Source organism: Pseudomonas sp. A014 (assembly GCF_052378495.1).
GTDB lineage: Bacteria > Pseudomonadota > Gammaproteobacteria > Pseudomonadales > Pseudomonadaceae > Aquipseudomonas > Aquipseudomonas machongensis.
On sequence record NZ_CP199001.1, the window covers coordinates 5906548 to 5923158 of the forward strand.

The following is a 16611-nucleotide window of genomic DNA, read 5'->3' on the forward strand; positions in this document are numbered from 1 at the left end:
TCGACGTCGCGCGGCACACGATCCTCTTCCTCTGCAAGAGGTGAAACCATGCCGGGTATAGAAGCCCTCGCCGAGCGGCTGTCGACCTATCTGGGCCCCGAACAGGTCAATCTTGTTCGCCGGGCCTATTTCTATGCCGAACAGGCACACGACGGGCAACGCCGCCGCAGTGGCGAGCCCTACGTGACCCATCCGCTGGCAGTCGCCAGCATTCTCGCCGACATGCACATGGACCATCAGAGCCTGATGGCCGCCATGCTGCACGACGTTATCGAAGATACCGGCATCGCCAAGGAAGCTCTCAGCCAGCAGTTCGGCGAAACCGTCGCCGAGCTGGTCGACGGGGTCAGCAAGCTGACCCAGATGAATTTCGAGACCAAGGCCGAGGCGCAAGCCGAGAACTTTCAGAAAATGGCCATGGCCATGGCCCGCGATATCCGCGTGATCCTGGTCAAGCTGGCCGATCGCCTGCACAACATGCGCACCCTGGAAGTGCTGTCCGGTGAAAAGCGCCGGCGCATCGCCAAGGAAACCCTCGAGATCTACGCCCCCATTGCCAATCGGCTGGGCATGCACACCGTGCGCGTGGAGTTCGAGGATCTTGGTTTCAAGGCCATGCACCCCATGCGCTCCTCGCTCATTCACCGGGCGGTGAAGAGCGCGCGCGGCAACCGCAAGGAAATCGTCGCCAAGATCGAGACCTCGCTGGCCAACTGCCTGGCGGCGGACGGCATCGAGGGCGAGGTCAGCGGCCGGCAGAAACACCTCTATGGCATCTACAAGAAGATGCGCGGCAAGCGCCGCGCCTTCAACGAGATCATGGACGTGTACGCCTTCCGCATCATCGTTGACAAGGTCGACACCTGCTACCGCGTGCTGGGTGCCGTGCACAACCTGTACAAGCCGCTGCCGGGGCGCTTCAAGGACTACATCGCGATTCCCAAGGCCAACGGCTACCAGTCGCTGCACACCACGCTGTTCGGCATGCACGGTGTGCCCATCGAAATCCAGATCCGCACCCGCGAAATGGAAGAGATGGCCAACAACGGCATCGCCGCGCACTGGCTGTACAAGTCGAACGAGGAAGAACAGCCCAAGGGCAGCCACGCCCGCGCCCGTCAATGGGTCAAGGGCATCCTCGAGCTGCAGCAGCGGGCCGGCAACTCGCTGGAGTTCATCGAGAGTGTGAAGATCGACCTGTTCCCGGACGAGGTCTATGTCTTCACGCCCAAAGGCCGGATCATGGAGCTGCCCAAAGGCTCCACTGCCGTCGACTTCGCCTACGCGGTGCACACCGACGTCGGCAACAGCTGCATCGCCTGCCGCATCAACCGTCGCCTGGCACCGCTCTCCGAGCCGTTGCAAAGTGGCTCGACGGTCGAGATCGTCAGTGCACCGGGCGCACGCCCAAACCCGGCCTGGCTCAACTTCGTGGTTACCGGCAAGGCACGCACGCACATTCGCCATGCGCTCAAACAGCAGCGCCGCTCCGAATCCATCAGCCTCGGCGAACGTCTGCTGAACAAAGTGCTGACAGGCTTCGACAGCAGCCTGGACAAGATCGCCGCCGAGCGCGTCCAGGCCATCCTCACCGAATACCGCCTGGAGCTCGTCGAAGACCTGCTCGAAGACATCGGCCTGGGCAACCGCATGGCCTACGTGGTCGCACGCCGCTTGCTGTCGGCCGAAGGCGAGCAACTACCATCGCCAGAGGGCCCGCTGGCGATCCGCGGCACAGAAGGCCTGGTGCTCAGCTACGCCAAGTGCTGTACGCCGATCCCGGGGGACCCCATCGTCGGCCACCTGTCGGCGGGCAAGGGCATGGTCGTGCACCTGGAAGACTGCCGCAACATCAGTGAAATCCGACACAACCCGGAGAAGTGCCTGCAGCTCTCCTGGGCCAAGGACGTCACCGGCGAGTTCAATGTCGAACTGCGTGTCGAACTGGAACACCAGCGCGGCCTGATCGCCCTGCTGGCCAGCAGCGTCAACGCCGCCGACGGCAACATCGAGAAGATCAGCATGGATGAGCGCGACGGTCGCGTCAGCGTGGTCCAACTGGTGGTCAGCGTGCGCGACCGCGTGCACCTGGCTCGCGTGATCAAGAAGCTGCGCACCCTGACCGGCGTGGTCCGCATCACCCGAACGCGTGCGTAGTCCGTCAACCGCAAGGAGTCAACATGACCAAGACCGTCATCAACAGCGACAAGGCCCCTGCCGCCATCGGCACCTACTCCCAGGCGATCAAGGCTGGCAACACCGTCTACATGTCGGGCCAGATTCCTCTGGATCCCAAGACCATGGAGCTGGTTGAAGGCTTCGAGGCACAGACCGTGCAGGTCTTCGAAAACCTCAAGGCTGTTGCCGAGGCCGCTGGCGGTTCGTTCAAGGATATCGTCAAGCTGAACATCTTCCTCACCGACCTGAGCCACTTCGCCAAGGTCAACGAGGTCATGGGTCGCTACTTCGAGCAGCCCTACCCAGCCCGTGCCGCGATTGGCGTGGCTGCCCTGCCAAAGGGCTCGCAAGTCGAGATGGACGCCATCCTCGTCATCGAGTGATGCCCCAGGCGGCGGGCGCCCGGCCTGCCGCCTTTCCTTCCTGAAGGTTCCCACCATGCGTCATGCCCTGCCTCTCGCGCTGGCAGCCCTGCTTCTGGGCGGCTGCGCCAGCCACAAACCTGAAGATTTCAACGGTACCTGGATCAACCAGGATGCCATCGACGCCGCCGTCAAGGGCGACAGCTTGCGCAAGGCGCTGTCCAGCCATGGCCCGGTATTCGAATGGAAGATTGACGTCGTCAGCCAGCAAGCCCGCTACAGCAATGGTTTCGAAGCCGCTGAGGGCAGCCTCGTCGCGGCGGACAAGCAATGGCAAGCCAATTTCGAAGGCGGCCAGAGCGAGCAATTGAGCCTCGATGGCGACGAATTGCAAACAACCGACGCCTCCGGCGCCAAGCAGACCTTCGTGCGCAGCAAGCCCCCGACACCCGCCGACGCACCGCTGGGTGGCAGCTTCGAGAAGGCGCTGTACAAGGCGTACCTGGGTGGCGAATGGAAAATCGTCGAAGGCCCAGGCCAGGGAGCCAAGGTCCGCTTCGCCGACGACGGCGGCGTGACCGGCTTGCCCGATCTGGACCGTTACGCCCTTTGCCTGGCCGGCGATTGCGCGACCATGGGCGGCGACAACGACAGCCTCTGGCTGGAGCGCGACCAACGCGGCGCCCCCTGGCTGTTCAAGCGTGATGACGACAAGCTGGAGATCTTCCGTGCAGTCAACCGTGCGCAGCCCGACGAAATGCCAGAACTCGCGGCTGGCGCGCGGCAGTGGGTGCTTGAGCGCGACTGATCCACTACTCGCAGGAGCAATTGTCTCGTCCAGAATCTGACAGCCCGCTCAAGCCTTGGGAGCGGCGGTTCGCCGCTCCTACGGGCACCCGGTCAGCCTTTCAGGATCGCCGCGTAGCCTTCCTTGTAGCTCGCATACTGCGGCACCCAGCCCAGCGCCCGTGCCCGCGCGTTGCTGCAGCGCTTGCTGCCGGTGCGGCGCACGCGCTGCTCGTCCGACCACTCGGTAACGCCCATGTACTGGCGCAGCCAGGCCACCACCTCGGCCAGCGGGGCCGGATCGTCGTCGACACCGATGTAGCAGTCCTCCAGCGCCACCCCGTCCGCGTCTGCCTGCAGCAGGAACGCCAGCAAACCGGCCGCGTCCTCGGCATGAATGCGATTGCCGTACAGCGGCGGCTCCTCGGCCACCCGATATCCCTGGCGCACCTGGCTCAGCAGCCACTCGCGGCCGGGGCCATAGATCCCCGTCAGACGCACCAGGCTGGCGGGAATCCCGCTCTCGAGCGCCAAGCGCTCGGCCTCCAGCATGATCCGCCCCGAATACCCCTCGGGCTCGGTGGCCGCACCTTCCTCGACCCACTCGCCGCCCTGCTGCGCATAGACGCTGCTGCTGGACACGAACAGCAAGCGGCGCGGGTGCTGCCCCTTGTCCGCCAACCAGCTCAGCACATGGCGCAAACCCTCCACATAGGCGGATCGATAACCGGCTTCATCGTGCTGGCTGGCAGCCACGCAATACACAAGATAGTCCGGCGAACGCTCAGGCCAGCCTGCAGGAATGCTGGCGTCGGACAGATCGGCTGCCACCGGCAGAACGCCTGCGGGCAGCTGCGCCACCGTGCGACGCAGCCCATGTACCTGCCAGCCGCAGGCGAGCAGTTGCCGGGCCAGGCGGCTGCCTACATCACCACAACCTACGATCATCGCGGACAGATCCGACATCACTTCACTCCAGAACGAAAGGCCCAGGCTAGCCGTATTAGACGATCAGCGGCTATCCAAAGCGTAAAAAAAGTTACTCTATTACTTTTGTTAACAAGAATTACTTGCAATAATGGCGCCCTGATCAGTTCTCGGCCCGCCTCGAGGCCATGGAGAACACCACCTTATTTTTCTTCATCAGGTCCGGCCAGCATGACTCGTACTCAACCTTCCGCTTCGCCAACCACGTCGCGCGCCTGGCGCGCCATCGCCGCGCTGCTGTTCAGCCTGGTGCTGGCCCCGGCCGCCATGGCTGAAGAGCCTGCCGCCAACGGCGCCACCCCTCCTGCTGCAGTCGCTCCGGCTGACCCGGCCGCCACTGGCCAGGCATCCGCGAACGCCGCTGAGCCCGCCGAGGCCCAGGCGCCAGCAGGCGAGAACGTCGAAGCACTGGTCGAAGACACCTCGCTGGGCATGGCCCACGACCTGTCCCCATGGGGCATGTACAAGAACGCCGATATCGTCGTGAAGGCGGTAATGATCGGCCTGGCCATCGCCTCCATCATCACCTGGACCATCTGGATCGCCAAGGGCTTCGAGCTGATGGGCGCCAAGCGCCGCCTGCGCGGTGAAATCGCCCTGCTGAAGAAATCTGCCAGCCTGAAAGAAGCCAGCAGCGTCGCCGACAAGGAGGGCACCCTGGCTCATACCCTGATCCACGACGCCCTCGAGGAAATGCGCCTGTCGGCCAACACCCGCGAGAAGGAAGGCATCAAGGAACGCGTCAGCTTCCGCCTGGAGCGCCTGGTCGCTGCCAGCGGTCGCAACATGAGCAGCGGCACCGGCGTGCTGGCCACCATCGGCTCCACCGCGCCATTCGTCGGCCTGTTCGGCACCGTGTGGGGCATCATGAACAGCTTCATCGGCATCGCCAAGACCCAGACCACCAACCTCGCCGTCGTTGCCCCAGGCATCGCCGAAGCCCTGCTGGCCACCGCCCTGGGCCTGGTCGCCGCGATTCCGGCCGTGGTCATCTACAACGTCTTCGCCCGTTCCATCGCCGGCTACAAGGCGCAGGTCTCCGACGCCTCGGCGCAGGTCCTGCTGCTGGTCAGCCGTGACCTGGACCATCAGGCTGGCGAGCGCGCCGCCCCGCACATGGTGAAAGTGGGGTAAGCCATGGGCCTGCATCTCAACGAAGGTGGCGACGACCTCGCCGAAAACCACGAAATCAACGTCACGCCGTTCATCGACGTGATGCTGGTACTGCTGATCATCTTCATGGTTGCCGCACCACTGGCGACGGTCGACATCAAGGTCGACCTGCCAGCCTCGACCGCAAAACCTGCACCGAGGCCCGAGAAACCGGTGTTTGTCAGCGTCAAGGCCGACAAGAAGCTGTACGTCGGCGATGACGCGGTGGCCCTGCCCGAACAGCTTGGCGCGATGCTCGACGCCAAGACCAAGGGCGACAAGGAAACCACCATCTTCTTCCAGGCCGACAAGGGTGTTGACTACGGCGACCTGATGGAAGTGATGAACACCATGCGCGCGGCCGGCTACCTCAAGGTCGGTCTGGTCGGACTCGAGACGGCAGCCAAGAAATGACGAACAAGCGCTCCAACCTGGTGCGCTACGGTGCCAGCCTGGCAGCCGTGCTCGGTGTGCACGTGATCGCCGTAGTGCTGACGCTCAACTGGTCGGTGCCCCAGGCCATCGAGCTGCCGCCGGCAGCGATGATGGTCGAGCTGGCACCGGTCCCCGAGCCTGCGCCACCGCCGCCACCGAAAGCGGCTCCACAGCCGCCTGCGCCGGTCGAAGAGCCACCGCTGCCCAAGCTGGTGGAGGCTCCGAAACCGAAGATCGCGATCCCTAAGCCGCCCAAGCCGAAGGCCAAGCCCCAGCCGCCCAAGCCCGAGAAAAAGCCTGAGCCGCCGAAGGACGAACCACCGGCCAAGGAACAAGTGGCCGATACCGCGCCAAGCAACGCTCCGCCGCAGAAGTCGGCAGCGCCGCAGCCGAGTATCGCCTCCAACAGCAACGCCCTGCCGACGTGGCAAAGCGACCTGCTGCGTCACCTGGCGAAGTACAAGAAGTACCCGGAAGACGCGCGTCGCCGTGGCCTGCAAGGGATCAACCGGCTGCGCTTCGTGGTCGATGCCGAGGGCAAGGTGCTGTCGTATTCACTGGCCGGAGGCTCAGGCAGTGCTGCACTGGACCGCGCGACGATGGACATGATCCGCCGCGCCGGCACGGTACCCAAGCCGCCTGCGGAGTTGTTGAACAATGGCACGATCGAGGTAGTGGCGCCCTTCGTCTACTCGTTGGACAAGCGCTGATACATTGCATCTGTCACAAAACCGCAAGTCTGATAACGTGCGTCTATCGATTGCACCCGCTATGCTGGGGCCGCAACTTCATGGACGCACGTTATGACCCTCACTGAACTCCGCTACATCGTCACACTCGCTCAGGAGCAGCACTTCGGCCATGCCGCCGAGCGTTGCCACGTCAGCCAGCCGACCCTGTCGGTCGGGGTGAAGAAGCTTGAGGACGAGCTGGGCGTGCTGATCTTCGAGCGCAGCAAGAGCGCCGTACGCCTGACACCGGTTGGCGAAAGCATCGTCGCCCAGGCGCAGAAGGTGCTCGAGCAGGCCCAAGGCATCCGCGAACTGGCCCAGGCCGGCAAGAACCAGCTCACTGCTCCACTGAAAGTCGGCGCCATCTATACCGTCGGCCCCTACCTGTTCCCGCACCTGATTCCACAGTTGCACCGGGTTGCCCCGCAGATGCCGCTGTACATCGAAGAGAACTTCACCCACGTGCTGCGCGAGAAACTGCGCAACGGCGAACTGGACGCGGTGATCATCGCGCTGCCGTTCAACGAGGCCGACGTGCTGACGCTACCGCTGTACGATGAGCCATTCTGCGCGCTGATGCCGGCCGATCACCCCTGGACCGCCAAGAAGACCATCGACACCGCCCTGCTCAACGACAAGAGCCTGCTGCTGCTCGGCGAAGGTCACTGCTTCCGCGACCAGGTGCTCGAAGCCTGCCCGACCCTGAACAAGGGTAACGATGCCTCGAAGCACACCACGGTCGAATCCAGCTCGCTGGAGACCATCCGTCATATGGTCGCCTCGGGCCTAGGTGTTTCGATCCTGCCGTTGTCGGCGGTGCACAGTCATCACTACGCCCCTGGCGTCATCGAAGTGCGTCCACTGACAGCGCCTGCACCGTTCCGAACCGTTGCCATCGCCTGGCGCGCCAGCTTCCCGCGGCCAAAGGCAATCGAGATCCTCGCCGATTCGATCCGCCTCTGTTCGGTCGCCAAGACGCCTGCGCCACAGCCGGCCTGATGCCATGACGGAGTTGTCGAAGGTCCCGGTCACCGAGCTCAAGGGCGTCGGCGAGGCCATGGCGGAAAAACTCGCCAAGGTCGGCCTGGAAAGCCTGCAGGACTTGCTGTTCCACCTGCCACTGCGCTACCAGGACCGCACCCGCGTCGTACCGATCGGCGCCCTGCGTCCCGGTCAGGATGCCGTGATCGAGGGCGTGGTCAGCGGGGCTGACGTGACCATGGGCAAACGCCGCAGCCTGGTGGTACGCCTGGGCGACGGCACAGGCGTGCTTAGCCTGCGCTTCTATCACTTCAGCAATGCGCAGAAAGAAGGCCTCAAGCGTGGCACCCACCTGCGCTGCTACGGTGAGGCACGCCCCGGTGCCTCTGGCCTTGAGATCTATCATCCGGAGTACCGCGCGCTCAACGGCGACGAACCGCCACCGCCGGTCGAGCAGACCCTGACGCCGATCTACCCGACAACCGAAGGCCTCACCCAGCAGCGTCTGCGCCTGCTCTGCCAGCTCAGCCTGAGCAAGCTCGGCCCGCGCAGCCTGCCCGACTGGCTGCCGGATGAGCTGGCCCGCGACTATCACCTGGCGCCACTGGACGACGCCATCCGCTACCTGCACAACCCACCCGCCGACGCCGACCTCGACGAGCTTGCCGAAGGCCAGCACTGGGCCCAGCACCGCCTCGCATTCGAGGAACTGCTCACGCACCAGCTCTCCCAGCAGCGTCTGCGTGAGAGCCTGCGTGCCCTGCGAGCCCCGGTGCTGCCCAAGGCCAGCCGCCTGCCCGGACAGTACCTGGCCAACCTCGGATTCACTCCCACCGGTGCCCAGCAGCGGGTAGGCAACGAGATCGCCTATGACCTCAGCCAGCCAGAGCCGATGATGCGCCTGGTGCAAGGTGACGTGGGTGCCGGCAAGACCGTGGTTGCTGCGCTGGCAGCGCTGCAGGCGCTGGAGGCCGGTTACCAGGTCGCGCTGATGGCGCCCACCGAGATCCTCGCCGAACAGCACTACATCACCTTCAAGCGCTGGCTCGAACCCTTGGGGATAGAAGTCGCCTGGCTGGCTGGCAAGCTCAAAGGCAAGGCTCGCGCCAGTGCGCTGGAGCAAATCGCCGGCGGCGCCCCCATGGTGGTCGGCACCCATGCGCTGTTCCAGGAAGAAGTGAAGTTTCGCCACCTGGCCCTGGCGATCATCGACGAACAGCACCGTTTCGGCGTGCAGCAACGGCTGGCTCTGCGCAAGAAGGGCGTGAACGGCACGCTGTGTCCGCACCAGTTGATCATGACCGCCACCCCCATCCCGCGTACGCTCGCCATGAGCGCCTACGCCGACCTCGATACCTCCATTCTTGATGAGCTGCCGCCCGGCCGAACGCCAGTCAATACCGTGCTGGTGGCCGACAGTCGCCGCTTCGAGGTGGTAGAGCGGGTCCGCGCTGCCTGCGCCGAAGGGCGCCAGGCATACTGGGTGTGCACCCTGATCGAGGAATCCGAAGAGCTGACCTGCCAGGCCGCCGAAAGTACTTTCGAAGAGCTGGGCAGCGCGCTCGGCGAGCTGCGTGTGGGCCTGATCCACGGGCGCATGAAGCCTGCGGAAAAAGCCGCGGTGATGGCCGAATTCAAGGCCGGCCATCTGCAATTGCTGGTGGCCACCACGGTGATCGAGGTGGGGGTGGACGTGCCCAACGCCAGCCTGATGATCATCGAAAACCCTGAACGCCTGGGCCTGGCCCAGCTTCACCAGCTGCGTGGCCGGGTCGGTCGGGGTAGCGCCGTCAGCCATTGCGTGCTGCTCTATCACCCGCCACTGTCACAGATCGGCCGCGAACGCTTAGGGATCATGCGCGAGACCAACGATGGCTTCGTCATCGCCGAGAAGGATCTTGAGCTGCGCGGCCCCGGCGAAATGCTCGGCACCCGACAGACCGGCCTGCTGCAATTCAAGGTCGCCGACCTGATGCGTGACGCCGACCTGCTGCCCGCAGTACGCGACGCCGCACAGGCATTGCTGGCACGCTGGCCCGATCATGTCAGCCCGCTACTGGATCGGTGGCTGCGTCACGGCCAACAATACGGCCAAGTGTGACACCGGTCCCATTCGTGCCCCAGCTCGGGGCTCAGGATGGTTATACTTCGCGTTTGAAAAGACACCTTTGGAAACAGACCATGACTGAAGTGGCCCTGGACACCGCAACCCCGCACGCTCCGTCGGTCATCCGACTGCTGCTGGAAAAGCTCGGCGTAGCCTATCGCGAGGTGTCCGAACACCCGCGGCTGCCCGCGAAATCGCGCGTCCAGGCCGTTCTGCTGGACGATGAAGTCGGCGCGCTCATGGTGCTGTTCCCACAAAGCCATCTGCTGGACCTGAAGCGCCTGGAAGAGCTGACCGGTCGCAAACTCAAGGCCGTGCCGCTGGAGCGATTGAAGAAGATGCTCGACAAGCACCAGCTCAAGGCCTTGCCGGCAATCCCGGCCCTGACCAGCTCACCGTGCCTGTACGACGAACGGCTGCTCAACGCCGATAGCCTGTTGATCCAGTCCGGTGAGGCTGGGCTGCTATTGGAAGTGGCCCGCGACAACTTCAAGCGCATGCTGAGCAAGGCCAGCGCAGGCAGCTTTGGCCTTGAAGTCGAAAGCATCCAGCGCAACCTCGACCGCCCCCACGACGACACCAAGGAAATCTCCAACGCGGTCCAGGCTTTCACTGCCCGACGCATCCAGCAGCGCCTGGAGCAGACCATCGAGATCCCGCCACTGGCCGACACCGCGCAGAAGATCATCAAGCTGCGCGTCGACCCCAACGCCAGCGTCGACGACATCACCGGCGTGGTCGAAACCGACCCGGCACTGGCCGCACAGGTGGTGAGCTGGGCCGCATCGCCCTACTACGCGTCACCCGGCAAGATCCGCTCGGTGGAAGATGCCATCGTTCGCGTGCTGGGCTTCGACCTGGTGATCAACCTTGCGCTGGGCCTGGCCCTGGGCAAGACCCTGAGCCTGCCGAAAGACCATCCGCAGCAGGCCACGCCTTACTGGCAGCAGTCGATCTACACAGCCGCAGTGATCGAAGGCCTGACCCGCGCCATGCCGCGCGCCGAACGCCCCGAAGCGGGTCTAACCTACCTGGCGGGGCTGCTGCACAACTTCGGCTATCTGCTGCTGGCCCACGTGTTCCCGCCGCATTTCTCGTTGATCTGTCGTCATCTTGAGGTCAACCCGCACCTGTACCACAGCTATGTCGAGCAGCACCTGCTGGGCATCAGCCGCGAGCAGATCGGCGCCTGGCTGATGAAGCTGTGGGACATGCCGGATGAGCTGTCCGCGGCGCTGCGCTTCCAGCACGACCCAAGCTATGAAGGCGAGTATTCGGCCTACCCGAACCTCGTGTGCCTGGCCACGTCGCTGCTGCGTTCGCGGGGCATTGGCTCAGGACCGCAGGAAGAGATTCCGGAGGCGCTGCTCGAACGCCTTGGGCTGACCCGCGACAAGGCGGAGGACGTAGTGAGCAAGGTGCTGGAAGCCGAAGCGCTGCTGCGCGAACTGGCCTCGCAGTTCCAGGCCCCACACTGACTGGCAAGAGCGGGTTTGCCCGCTCGTACACAGGCGGATTCAGGCCTTTTTCTTGCGGGGCTTGAGGTATTTCATCAGCCCCTGGAACCAGATCACCAATGCCGGGTTGCCCTTGATCTGGATGTTCTTGTCCTGGATCCCCTGCATGAACGCCAACTGCTTGTTGCCAGCCTGCAAGGTGGCAAAGCCGAACGCGGCATCCTTGAAGGCGATGGCAAAGGCCGGTTGAGGGTGCAGGCCACCCTTGCTGCTGATGCGCTCACCACTCACCGTGAAATGCCGGGCCACTTTGCCATCCAAGGTCTGCATCTGGAACACCAGGTCCTTGTCGCGCAGTTGCTGCTGGAACGCCGGGTTGTTACGGCTGGCCCTGGCCATCAGCAGCCCCATGGCCCAGAGAAGAAAGCGAAACTTCATCAGCGCGCCTCGATTGAAATATGACTGAAGCGCGCAGTTTATCCCTTTCTTAAACTTTTTACGCCAGCTCGCCGCATTGTTTCTGCATGCCAGAAAGCACAACGGGCGCCCTGGGGCGCCCGTTCGGATGACACTCGAGTGTCAGGAATCGATCACTTGCCTTTCTTGGCTGGCTTGGCGGGAACGTTGACGCTGTCACGCAGGTTCTTGCCAGGTTTGAAGGCAACAGTGTTGCTGGCCTTGATCTTCACCGGTTGACCAGTCTGTGGGTTCTTGCCGGTGCGCGCGCCGCGGTGACGCTTCTCGAAGGTGCCGAAACCGACCAGGGTGACGGTATCCTTGTCGAGCGCGCCAGTGATGCTGTCGAGAATCGCGTTCAGCACCTGATTGGCCTTTTCCTTGGTCAGATCGGCCTTTTCGGCGATGACGGCGGCGAGTTCTGGTTTACGCATAGTGAAGCCTCTTTGACGGGATTTTTGTTGTTATGCCGTGCTACCTGCGAAAGCAGCGCCCAAGGCGCCGCAGGCTCTAATCTGCGGCAGACGGAAGTGAGAATGGCACGCTCACCGTGGCCGCGCCAGTGTCTGAGCGGCCATTGTCGCGCCAAGAACAGGCCAAATACGACAGTTCGAACGGCATTCAGGCCATTAGAGGCGGAAGCTGCCGATTCAGCGCCAGCTTTTCCATCACCGCCGACCCCGTGAGGGCATAGCCCAGCAACTGGCCATCGGCGCTGTAGCACAGCACTTTCAGGTCGCTGCCCTGCCCTTCGACCTGCCAGGTTCCCTCTCGGCCCATCGGTGCTGGCGAAACAACCAGCGGGCACGCGGGCGTCTTTACCGTGACAGGCATCGGGCCATAGTTCACACCCGTGGGGTTGCCGGCGAGCGTCTGCGCCAGCGCGCGGGCGCAAGCCATCAGCGGCATGACGTAGAGCAGGTTGATGCCATCCACTTCGGCGCAATCGCCCAGGGCGAAGATGTTCGCGTGGGAGGTCCGCAGTTGGCGATCCACCACCACCCCCCGGTTCACCTGCAGCCCGGCAGCGGCGGTAAGGTCTGTACGCGGTCGCAGGCCGATGGCCGAGACCACCAGATCACAGGCAATCACGCTGCCGTCGGACAAGTGAGCCTCGAGTCCGCCGCCGGTGCGTTGCAGGCGGGTCAGCACCGGGCCCAGATGGAAGCGCACGCCCAGCCCTTCCAGGCCAGCCTGCACCGCACTGGCGGCAGCAGGATGCAACAAGGTCGGCATCACCTGCTCACAGGGCGCCACCACGTCGCACTGGTAGCCGCCGAGGGTCAGATCGTTGGCAAACTCGCAGCCGATCAGCCCGGCACCCAGCAGCAACACGCGCTGCTTGCCCGCGGCGGCGGCACGAAAGCGCGCGTAGTCTTCCAAGTCGTTGATCGGAAAGACCAGCTCGGTGCCGTCGCCCTCAATCGGCACCTGTACCGTCTGCGCACCCAAGGCCAACACCAGGTCGCGGTATTGCACCGCCTCCTCGCCGATCCACAAGCGCTTGTGACCAGGGTCGATGCCGCTGATACGGGTATGGGTACGAATCTCGGCCTTGAGCTGCTCGGCCATGGCGCCCGGCTCGGCCATGCACAGGCCGTCGGCGTCCTTGTGCTTGGCAAAGCCGGTGGAGAGCATCGGCTTGGAATAGGAGCGACCGTCGTCGGCGGTGATCAGCAACAGCGGCGTGTCAGCGTCGAGCTTGCGAAATTCCCGGGCCAGGTTATAGCCCGCAAGGCCAGTGCCGATGATCACCACAGGGGACGTCATGTCGTGCTTCCTCTTGCAGGGGGTCGTCGATCAGCCGATGGCGATCATTTCGAAGTCGCTCTTGCCTACACCACAATCGGGGCACAGCCAATCTTCCGGCACGTCTTCCCAGCGGGTGCCTGGAGCGATCCCGTCGTCCGGCCAGCCCTCGGCCTCGTCGTAGATCAGGCCACAGACAATGCATTGCCACTTCTTCATCAGGGTTCCTCGGTCAGGCGTTGTGTTGCCGCTGATGGTTCTCTCATGGCTGAACCCGCCCCTGCATAGGAGCGGGCTCCCCCGCGAAGCACTCACCGCGCAATTCATGACGGGCTTTGTACTGGCCCGGCCGGCAGTATGCAAGCAAACCCGGCAATCATGCTAAGCTCGCCGCCTCTCTGGATGTAACAAGCATACCGACGTGTCGTACGAATCCCCGCAAGCAGCCGCTGTCGCGTGGCTGGCGTATCCACAGCTGGCGAGCGACCTCGACCAGCGCACCCTCGACTGGCTGTTCGACGAAGGCTCCCTGACCCGTCGCCTGACCCGCCTCTCCCACGACCACTTCTGCGTGACGCCGCTGTTCGAAGGCTGGCAACCACTGCGTGACGACGAATGCCTCGCCCTGAATCTTGCGCCAGGCGCGCAGGGATGGGTGCGTGAAGTCTATCTGCGCGGCCATGACCAGCCTTGGGTATTCGCCCGCAGCGTCGCCAGCCGCGAAGCCTTGGAGCGCGGCGGTCTTGATCTGGCGACCCTGGGCAGCCGCTCGCTCGGCGAACTGCTGTTCTGCGACCAGGCGTTCATTCGCCACCCCATCGAGGTGTGTACGTACCCACAGGCGTGGATGCCGACGGAGGTTGCCAGCGCCAACCTCTGGGGCCGCCGTTCGCGCTTCGAACGCGATGGCCTGGACCTGCTGGTCGCCGAGGTATTCCTGCCAGCGATGTGGCAGGCGGACAAGGAGGTATCGCCCTGATGTACCTGCAGCTGCTCAAGTCGCTCAACCGCCTGCACCCCAGAGCCTGGGACTTCGTCCAGCTCAGCCGCCTGGACCGTCCCATCGGCATCTACCTGTTGCTGTGGCCTACGCTCGCGGCCGTGTGGATCGCCGCCAGGGGTGCACCAACCCTGGCCAACGTGCTGATCTTCGGCCTCGGAGTTGCGCTGATGCGCGCGGCGGGCTGCGCGATCAATGACTTCGCCGACCGCAAGGTCGACGGCCACGTCAAGCGCACCGCCGATCGCCCCCTGGCCAGCGGCCGGATTAAGCCCCGCGAAGCGGTGATGCTGTTCGTGGTGCTGACAGGGATCAGTTTCCTGCTGGTGCTGTGCACCAACGCCAGCACCGTGTGGCTGTCATTTGGCGGCGTTGCCCTGGCGTTCTGCTACCCGTTCATGAAGCGCTACACCTACTACCCGCAGGTGGTGCTGGGCGCCGCTTATTCGTGGGGCATCCCAATGGCCTTCACCGCTGCAGGGGGTGAGTTGCCAGCGGCGGCCTGGCTGCTGTACATCGCCAACCTGCTGTGGACGGTAGCCTTCGATACCTACTATGCGATGGTAGATCGCGACGACGACCTGAAGATCGGCGTGAAATCCACGGCGATCCTCTTCGGCGAGGCCGATCGGGTGATCATCCTGACCTTGCAGGTGCTGTCGCTCGGCTGCCTGTTGCTGGCCGGCAACCACTTCGAACTGGGTGGCTGGTTCCACCTGGGCCTGTTGGGCGCCCTGGCATGCTTCGCCTGGGAGTTCTGGTCGACCCGCACGCTGGATCGCGATGCCTGCTTCAAGGCGTTCCTGCACAACCACTGGGCGGGCCTGCTGATCTTCATCGGCGTGGTGCTGGACTACGCGCTGCGCTGAAGGGAGCGCAGCGGTTCGCCGCTGCGACTTGCCGCGCGATCGCACTGGTGAATTCACTGACGCAATCGCGGGGCAAGCCCGCTCCCACAAAGACCGACCACGCGTCAGGGTTTGGCGATATGCCAGACATCCTTCACGCCATCACCGGTCTTGTCCCCGGCTTTCTTGTCCTTGATGAAGGTGTACAGCGGCTTGCCATCATAGGCCCACTGCTTCTTGCCATCATCGCGCTCGATCACCGTCCACTTGTCCTTGGCCGCTTCATCCTCGGCCTTGACCAGCAGCGGCGGCCAGTTGGTTGCGCAATCACCGTTGCACATCGACTTGCCTCCGGCATCCTTGTCGAAGGTGTACAGGGTCATGCCGGCATGGTCGACCCACATGCCGTCCTTCTCCATCGCGTGGTGCGCCGACGCCACCCCCGGCAATGCCAGCGCAGCGAAAAGGGCCATCCAGCTCAGCGTATGTCGTGTCATTGGAATCACCATCGTGTCGGGGGGAAGAAGGAGAAACACCGCCGCAGCGGCCCTGTGAAGCCTAGCGCAGTCATGCAATGTCGCCAGAACGGCCAACGCCCTGTCACACAGCTGCAATAATTCCGTTATCTAATGCGGGCCAAGACATCATAGATGGGAGAGTTTTGAGCATGGTTGGCAGGAACATTCTGATCGTCGACGACGAAGCGCCTATTCGCGAGATGATCGCCGTTGCATTGGAAATGGCCGGCTACGACTGCCTCGAGGCAGAGAACTCTCAGCAGGCCCACGCCATTATCGTCGACCGCAAGCCGGACCTGATCCTGCTGGACTGGATGCTGCCCGGCACCTCCGGCATCGAACTGGCACGCCGTCTCAAGCGCGACGAGCTGACCGGGGACATCCCGATCATCATGCTCACCGCCAAGGGCGAAGAGGACAACAAGATCCAGGGCCTGGAAGTCGGTGCCGACGACTACATCACCAAGCCGTTCTCGCCCCGCGAGCTGGTGGCCCGCCTCAAGGCCGTGCTGCGCCGCACCGGCCCGAGCGACAGCGAGGCACCGATCGAAGTCGGCGGCCTGCTGCTCGACCCGATCAGCCACCGCGTTACCATCGACGGCAAACCCGCCGAGATGGGCCCGACCGAATACCGCCTGCTGCAGTTCTTCATGACCCACCAGGAGCGCGCCTACACCCGTGGCCAGCTGCTCGACCAGGTCTGGGGCGGCAACGTCTATGTCGAGGAGCGCACCGTCGACGTGCACATCCGTCGCCTGCGCAAGGCACTGGGTGAAGCCTACGAAAATCTGGTACAAACCGTCCGCGGCACCGGCTACCGTTTCTCGACCAAGAGCTGACGCGCCCGCACGCTTCACTGCAAGC

General features: G+C 63.9%; 18 protein-coding genes. 12 read left to right on the forward strand and 6 right to left on the reverse strand.

Annotation, left to right across the window (positions count from 1 at the left end):
• Positions 1-48: 48 nt before the first annotated feature.
• Genes spoT through ACTYOL_RS27155 form a run of 3 tightly spaced genes read left to right on the forward strand, consistent with a single transcriptional unit; the run spans position 49 to position 3348 of the window.
• Positions 49-2157 carry a bifunctional GTP diphosphokinase/guanosine-3',5'-bis pyrophosphate 3'-pyrophosphohydrolase gene (spoT, locus tag ACTYOL_RS27145; RefSeq protein WP_054894872.1) on the forward strand — a complete coding sequence of 703 codons (2109 nt, stop codon included), beginning with the start codon at positions 49-51 and terminating at the stop codon, positions 2155-2157.
• A gap of 23 nt (positions 2158-2180) precedes the next feature.
• Positions 2181-2561 (forward strand): RidA family protein, encoded by a 381-nt coding sequence (locus ACTYOL_RS27150; RefSeq protein ID WP_029612280.1) that lies wholly within the window; start codon positions 2181-2183, stop codon positions 2559-2561.
• A gap of 55 nt (positions 2562-2616) precedes the next feature.
• Positions 2617-3348 (forward strand): hypothetical protein, encoded by a 732-nt coding sequence (locus tag ACTYOL_RS27155; RefSeq protein ID WP_444757363.1) that lies wholly within the window; start codon positions 2617-2619, stop codon positions 3346-3348.
• Positions 3349-3440: 92 nt separating this feature from the next.
• Here the strand turns inward: ACTYOL_RS27155 and ACTYOL_RS27160 are convergent, their stop codons facing one another.
• The gene (locus ACTYOL_RS27160) at positions 3441-4292 is read right to left on the reverse strand and encodes an SDR family oxidoreductase (RefSeq protein WP_197891688.1); all 852 of its coding nucleotides are present in this window, start codon (positions 4290-4292) and stop codon (positions 3441-3443) included.
• A 192-nt stretch (positions 4293-4484) separates the two neighbouring features.
• Here ACTYOL_RS27160 and exbB point away from each other — a divergent pair, with 192 nt between their 5' ends.
• The 6 genes from exbB to ACTYOL_RS27190 all read left to right on the forward strand — a co-directional run bounded on the left by exbB (position 4485) and on the right by ACTYOL_RS27190 (position 11197).
• Positions 4485-5447 carry a tonB-system energizer ExbB gene (gene exbB / locus ACTYOL_RS27165; RefSeq protein WP_153774188.1) on the forward strand — a complete coding sequence of 321 codons (963 nt, stop codon included), beginning with the start codon at positions 4485-4487 and terminating at the stop codon, positions 5445-5447.
• A 3-nt stretch (positions 5448-5450) separates the two neighbouring features.
• Entirely contained in the window at positions 5451-5879 is a 429-nt protein-coding gene (gene exbD / locus ACTYOL_RS27170; protein WP_054894876.1) for a TonB system transport protein ExbD, read from the forward strand.
• Entirely contained in the window at positions 5876-6610 is a 735-nt protein-coding gene (locus ACTYOL_RS27175) for an energy transducer TonB (protein ID WP_063541816.1), read from the forward strand. The genes exbD and ACTYOL_RS27175 overlap by 4 nt, the downstream gene beginning before the upstream one ends.
• A gap of 93 nt (positions 6611-6703) precedes the next feature.
• The gene (locus ACTYOL_RS27180; protein ID WP_065864604.1) at positions 6704-7630 is read left to right on the forward strand and encodes a hydrogen peroxide-inducible genes activator; all 927 of its coding nucleotides are present in this window, start codon (positions 6704-6706) and stop codon (positions 7628-7630) included.
• A gap of 4 nt (positions 7631-7634) precedes the next feature.
• A complete protein-coding gene (gene recG, locus ACTYOL_RS27185) occupies positions 7635-9713 on the forward strand; it encodes an ATP-dependent DNA helicase RecG (protein WP_063541818.1) in 2079 nt (692 codons plus the stop codon).
• Between the two features lie 80 nt (positions 9714-9793).
• On the forward strand, positions 9794-11197 hold the full coding sequence (locus tag ACTYOL_RS27190) for an aminoacyl-tRNA deacylase and HDOD domain-containing protein (RefSeq protein WP_153774186.1): 1404 nt from the start codon (positions 9794-9796) through the stop codon (positions 11195-11197).
• Between the two features lie 39 nt (positions 11198-11236).
• Here ACTYOL_RS27190 and ACTYOL_RS27195 read toward each other — a convergent pair whose 3' ends face one another.
• The 4 genes from ACTYOL_RS27195 to ACTYOL_RS27210 all read right to left on the reverse strand — a co-directional run bounded on the left by ACTYOL_RS27195 (position 11237) and on the right by ACTYOL_RS27210 (position 13600).
• Positions 11237-11614: a hypothetical protein gene (locus tag ACTYOL_RS27195; RefSeq protein ID WP_054894881.1), complete on the reverse strand. Its 378-nt coding sequence runs from the start codon at positions 11612-11614 to the stop codon at positions 11237-11239.
• Positions 11615-11766: 152 nt separating this feature from the next.
• Entirely contained in the window at positions 11767-12066 is a 300-nt protein-coding gene (locus tag ACTYOL_RS27200; RefSeq protein WP_054894882.1) for an HU family DNA-binding protein, read from the reverse strand.
• A gap of 187 nt (positions 12067-12253) precedes the next feature.
• Positions 12254-13402, reverse strand: coding sequence for an NAD(P)/FAD-dependent oxidoreductase (locus ACTYOL_RS27205; protein WP_444757364.1), 1149 nt, complete (start codon positions 13400-13402; stop codon positions 12254-12256).
• A gap of 30 nt (positions 13403-13432) precedes the next feature.
• Positions 13433-13600, reverse strand: a complete 168-nt coding sequence (locus tag ACTYOL_RS27210; RefSeq protein WP_011536423.1) for a rubredoxin — start codon at positions 13598-13600, stop codon at positions 13433-13435.
• Between the two features lie 202 nt (positions 13601-13802).
• On the opposite strand from ACTYOL_RS27210, the gene ACTYOL_RS27215 reads away from it, so the two are divergent.
• Both ACTYOL_RS27215 and ubiA read left to right on the forward strand, forming a co-directional pair.
• Positions 13803-14360: a chorismate--pyruvate lyase family protein gene (locus tag ACTYOL_RS27215; RefSeq protein ID WP_153774185.1), complete on the forward strand. Its 558-nt coding sequence runs from the start codon at positions 13803-13805 to the stop codon at positions 14358-14360.
• Complete coding sequence (gene ubiA / locus ACTYOL_RS27220) at positions 14360-15250, forward strand: 4-hydroxybenzoate octaprenyltransferase (protein WP_197891692.1); 891 nt, start codon at positions 14360-14362, stop codon at positions 15248-15250. The genes ACTYOL_RS27215 and ubiA overlap by 1 nt, the downstream gene beginning before the upstream one ends.
• Before the next feature lie 104 nt (positions 15251-15354).
• On the opposite strand, the gene ACTYOL_RS27225 is transcribed toward ubiA, so the two are convergent.
• A complete protein-coding gene (locus ACTYOL_RS27225; RefSeq protein WP_063541824.1) occupies positions 15355-15726 on the reverse strand; it encodes a COG4315 family predicted lipoprotein in 372 nt (123 codons plus the stop codon).
• A 170-nt stretch (positions 15727-15896) separates the two neighbouring features.
• On the opposite strand from ACTYOL_RS27225, the gene phoB reads away from it, so the two are divergent.
• The gene (phoB, locus tag ACTYOL_RS27230) at positions 15897-16586 is read left to right on the forward strand and encodes a phosphate regulon transcriptional regulator PhoB (protein ID WP_003253341.1); all 690 of its coding nucleotides are present in this window, start codon (positions 15897-15899) and stop codon (positions 16584-16586) included.
• Positions 16587-16611 lie beyond the last annotated feature (25 nt).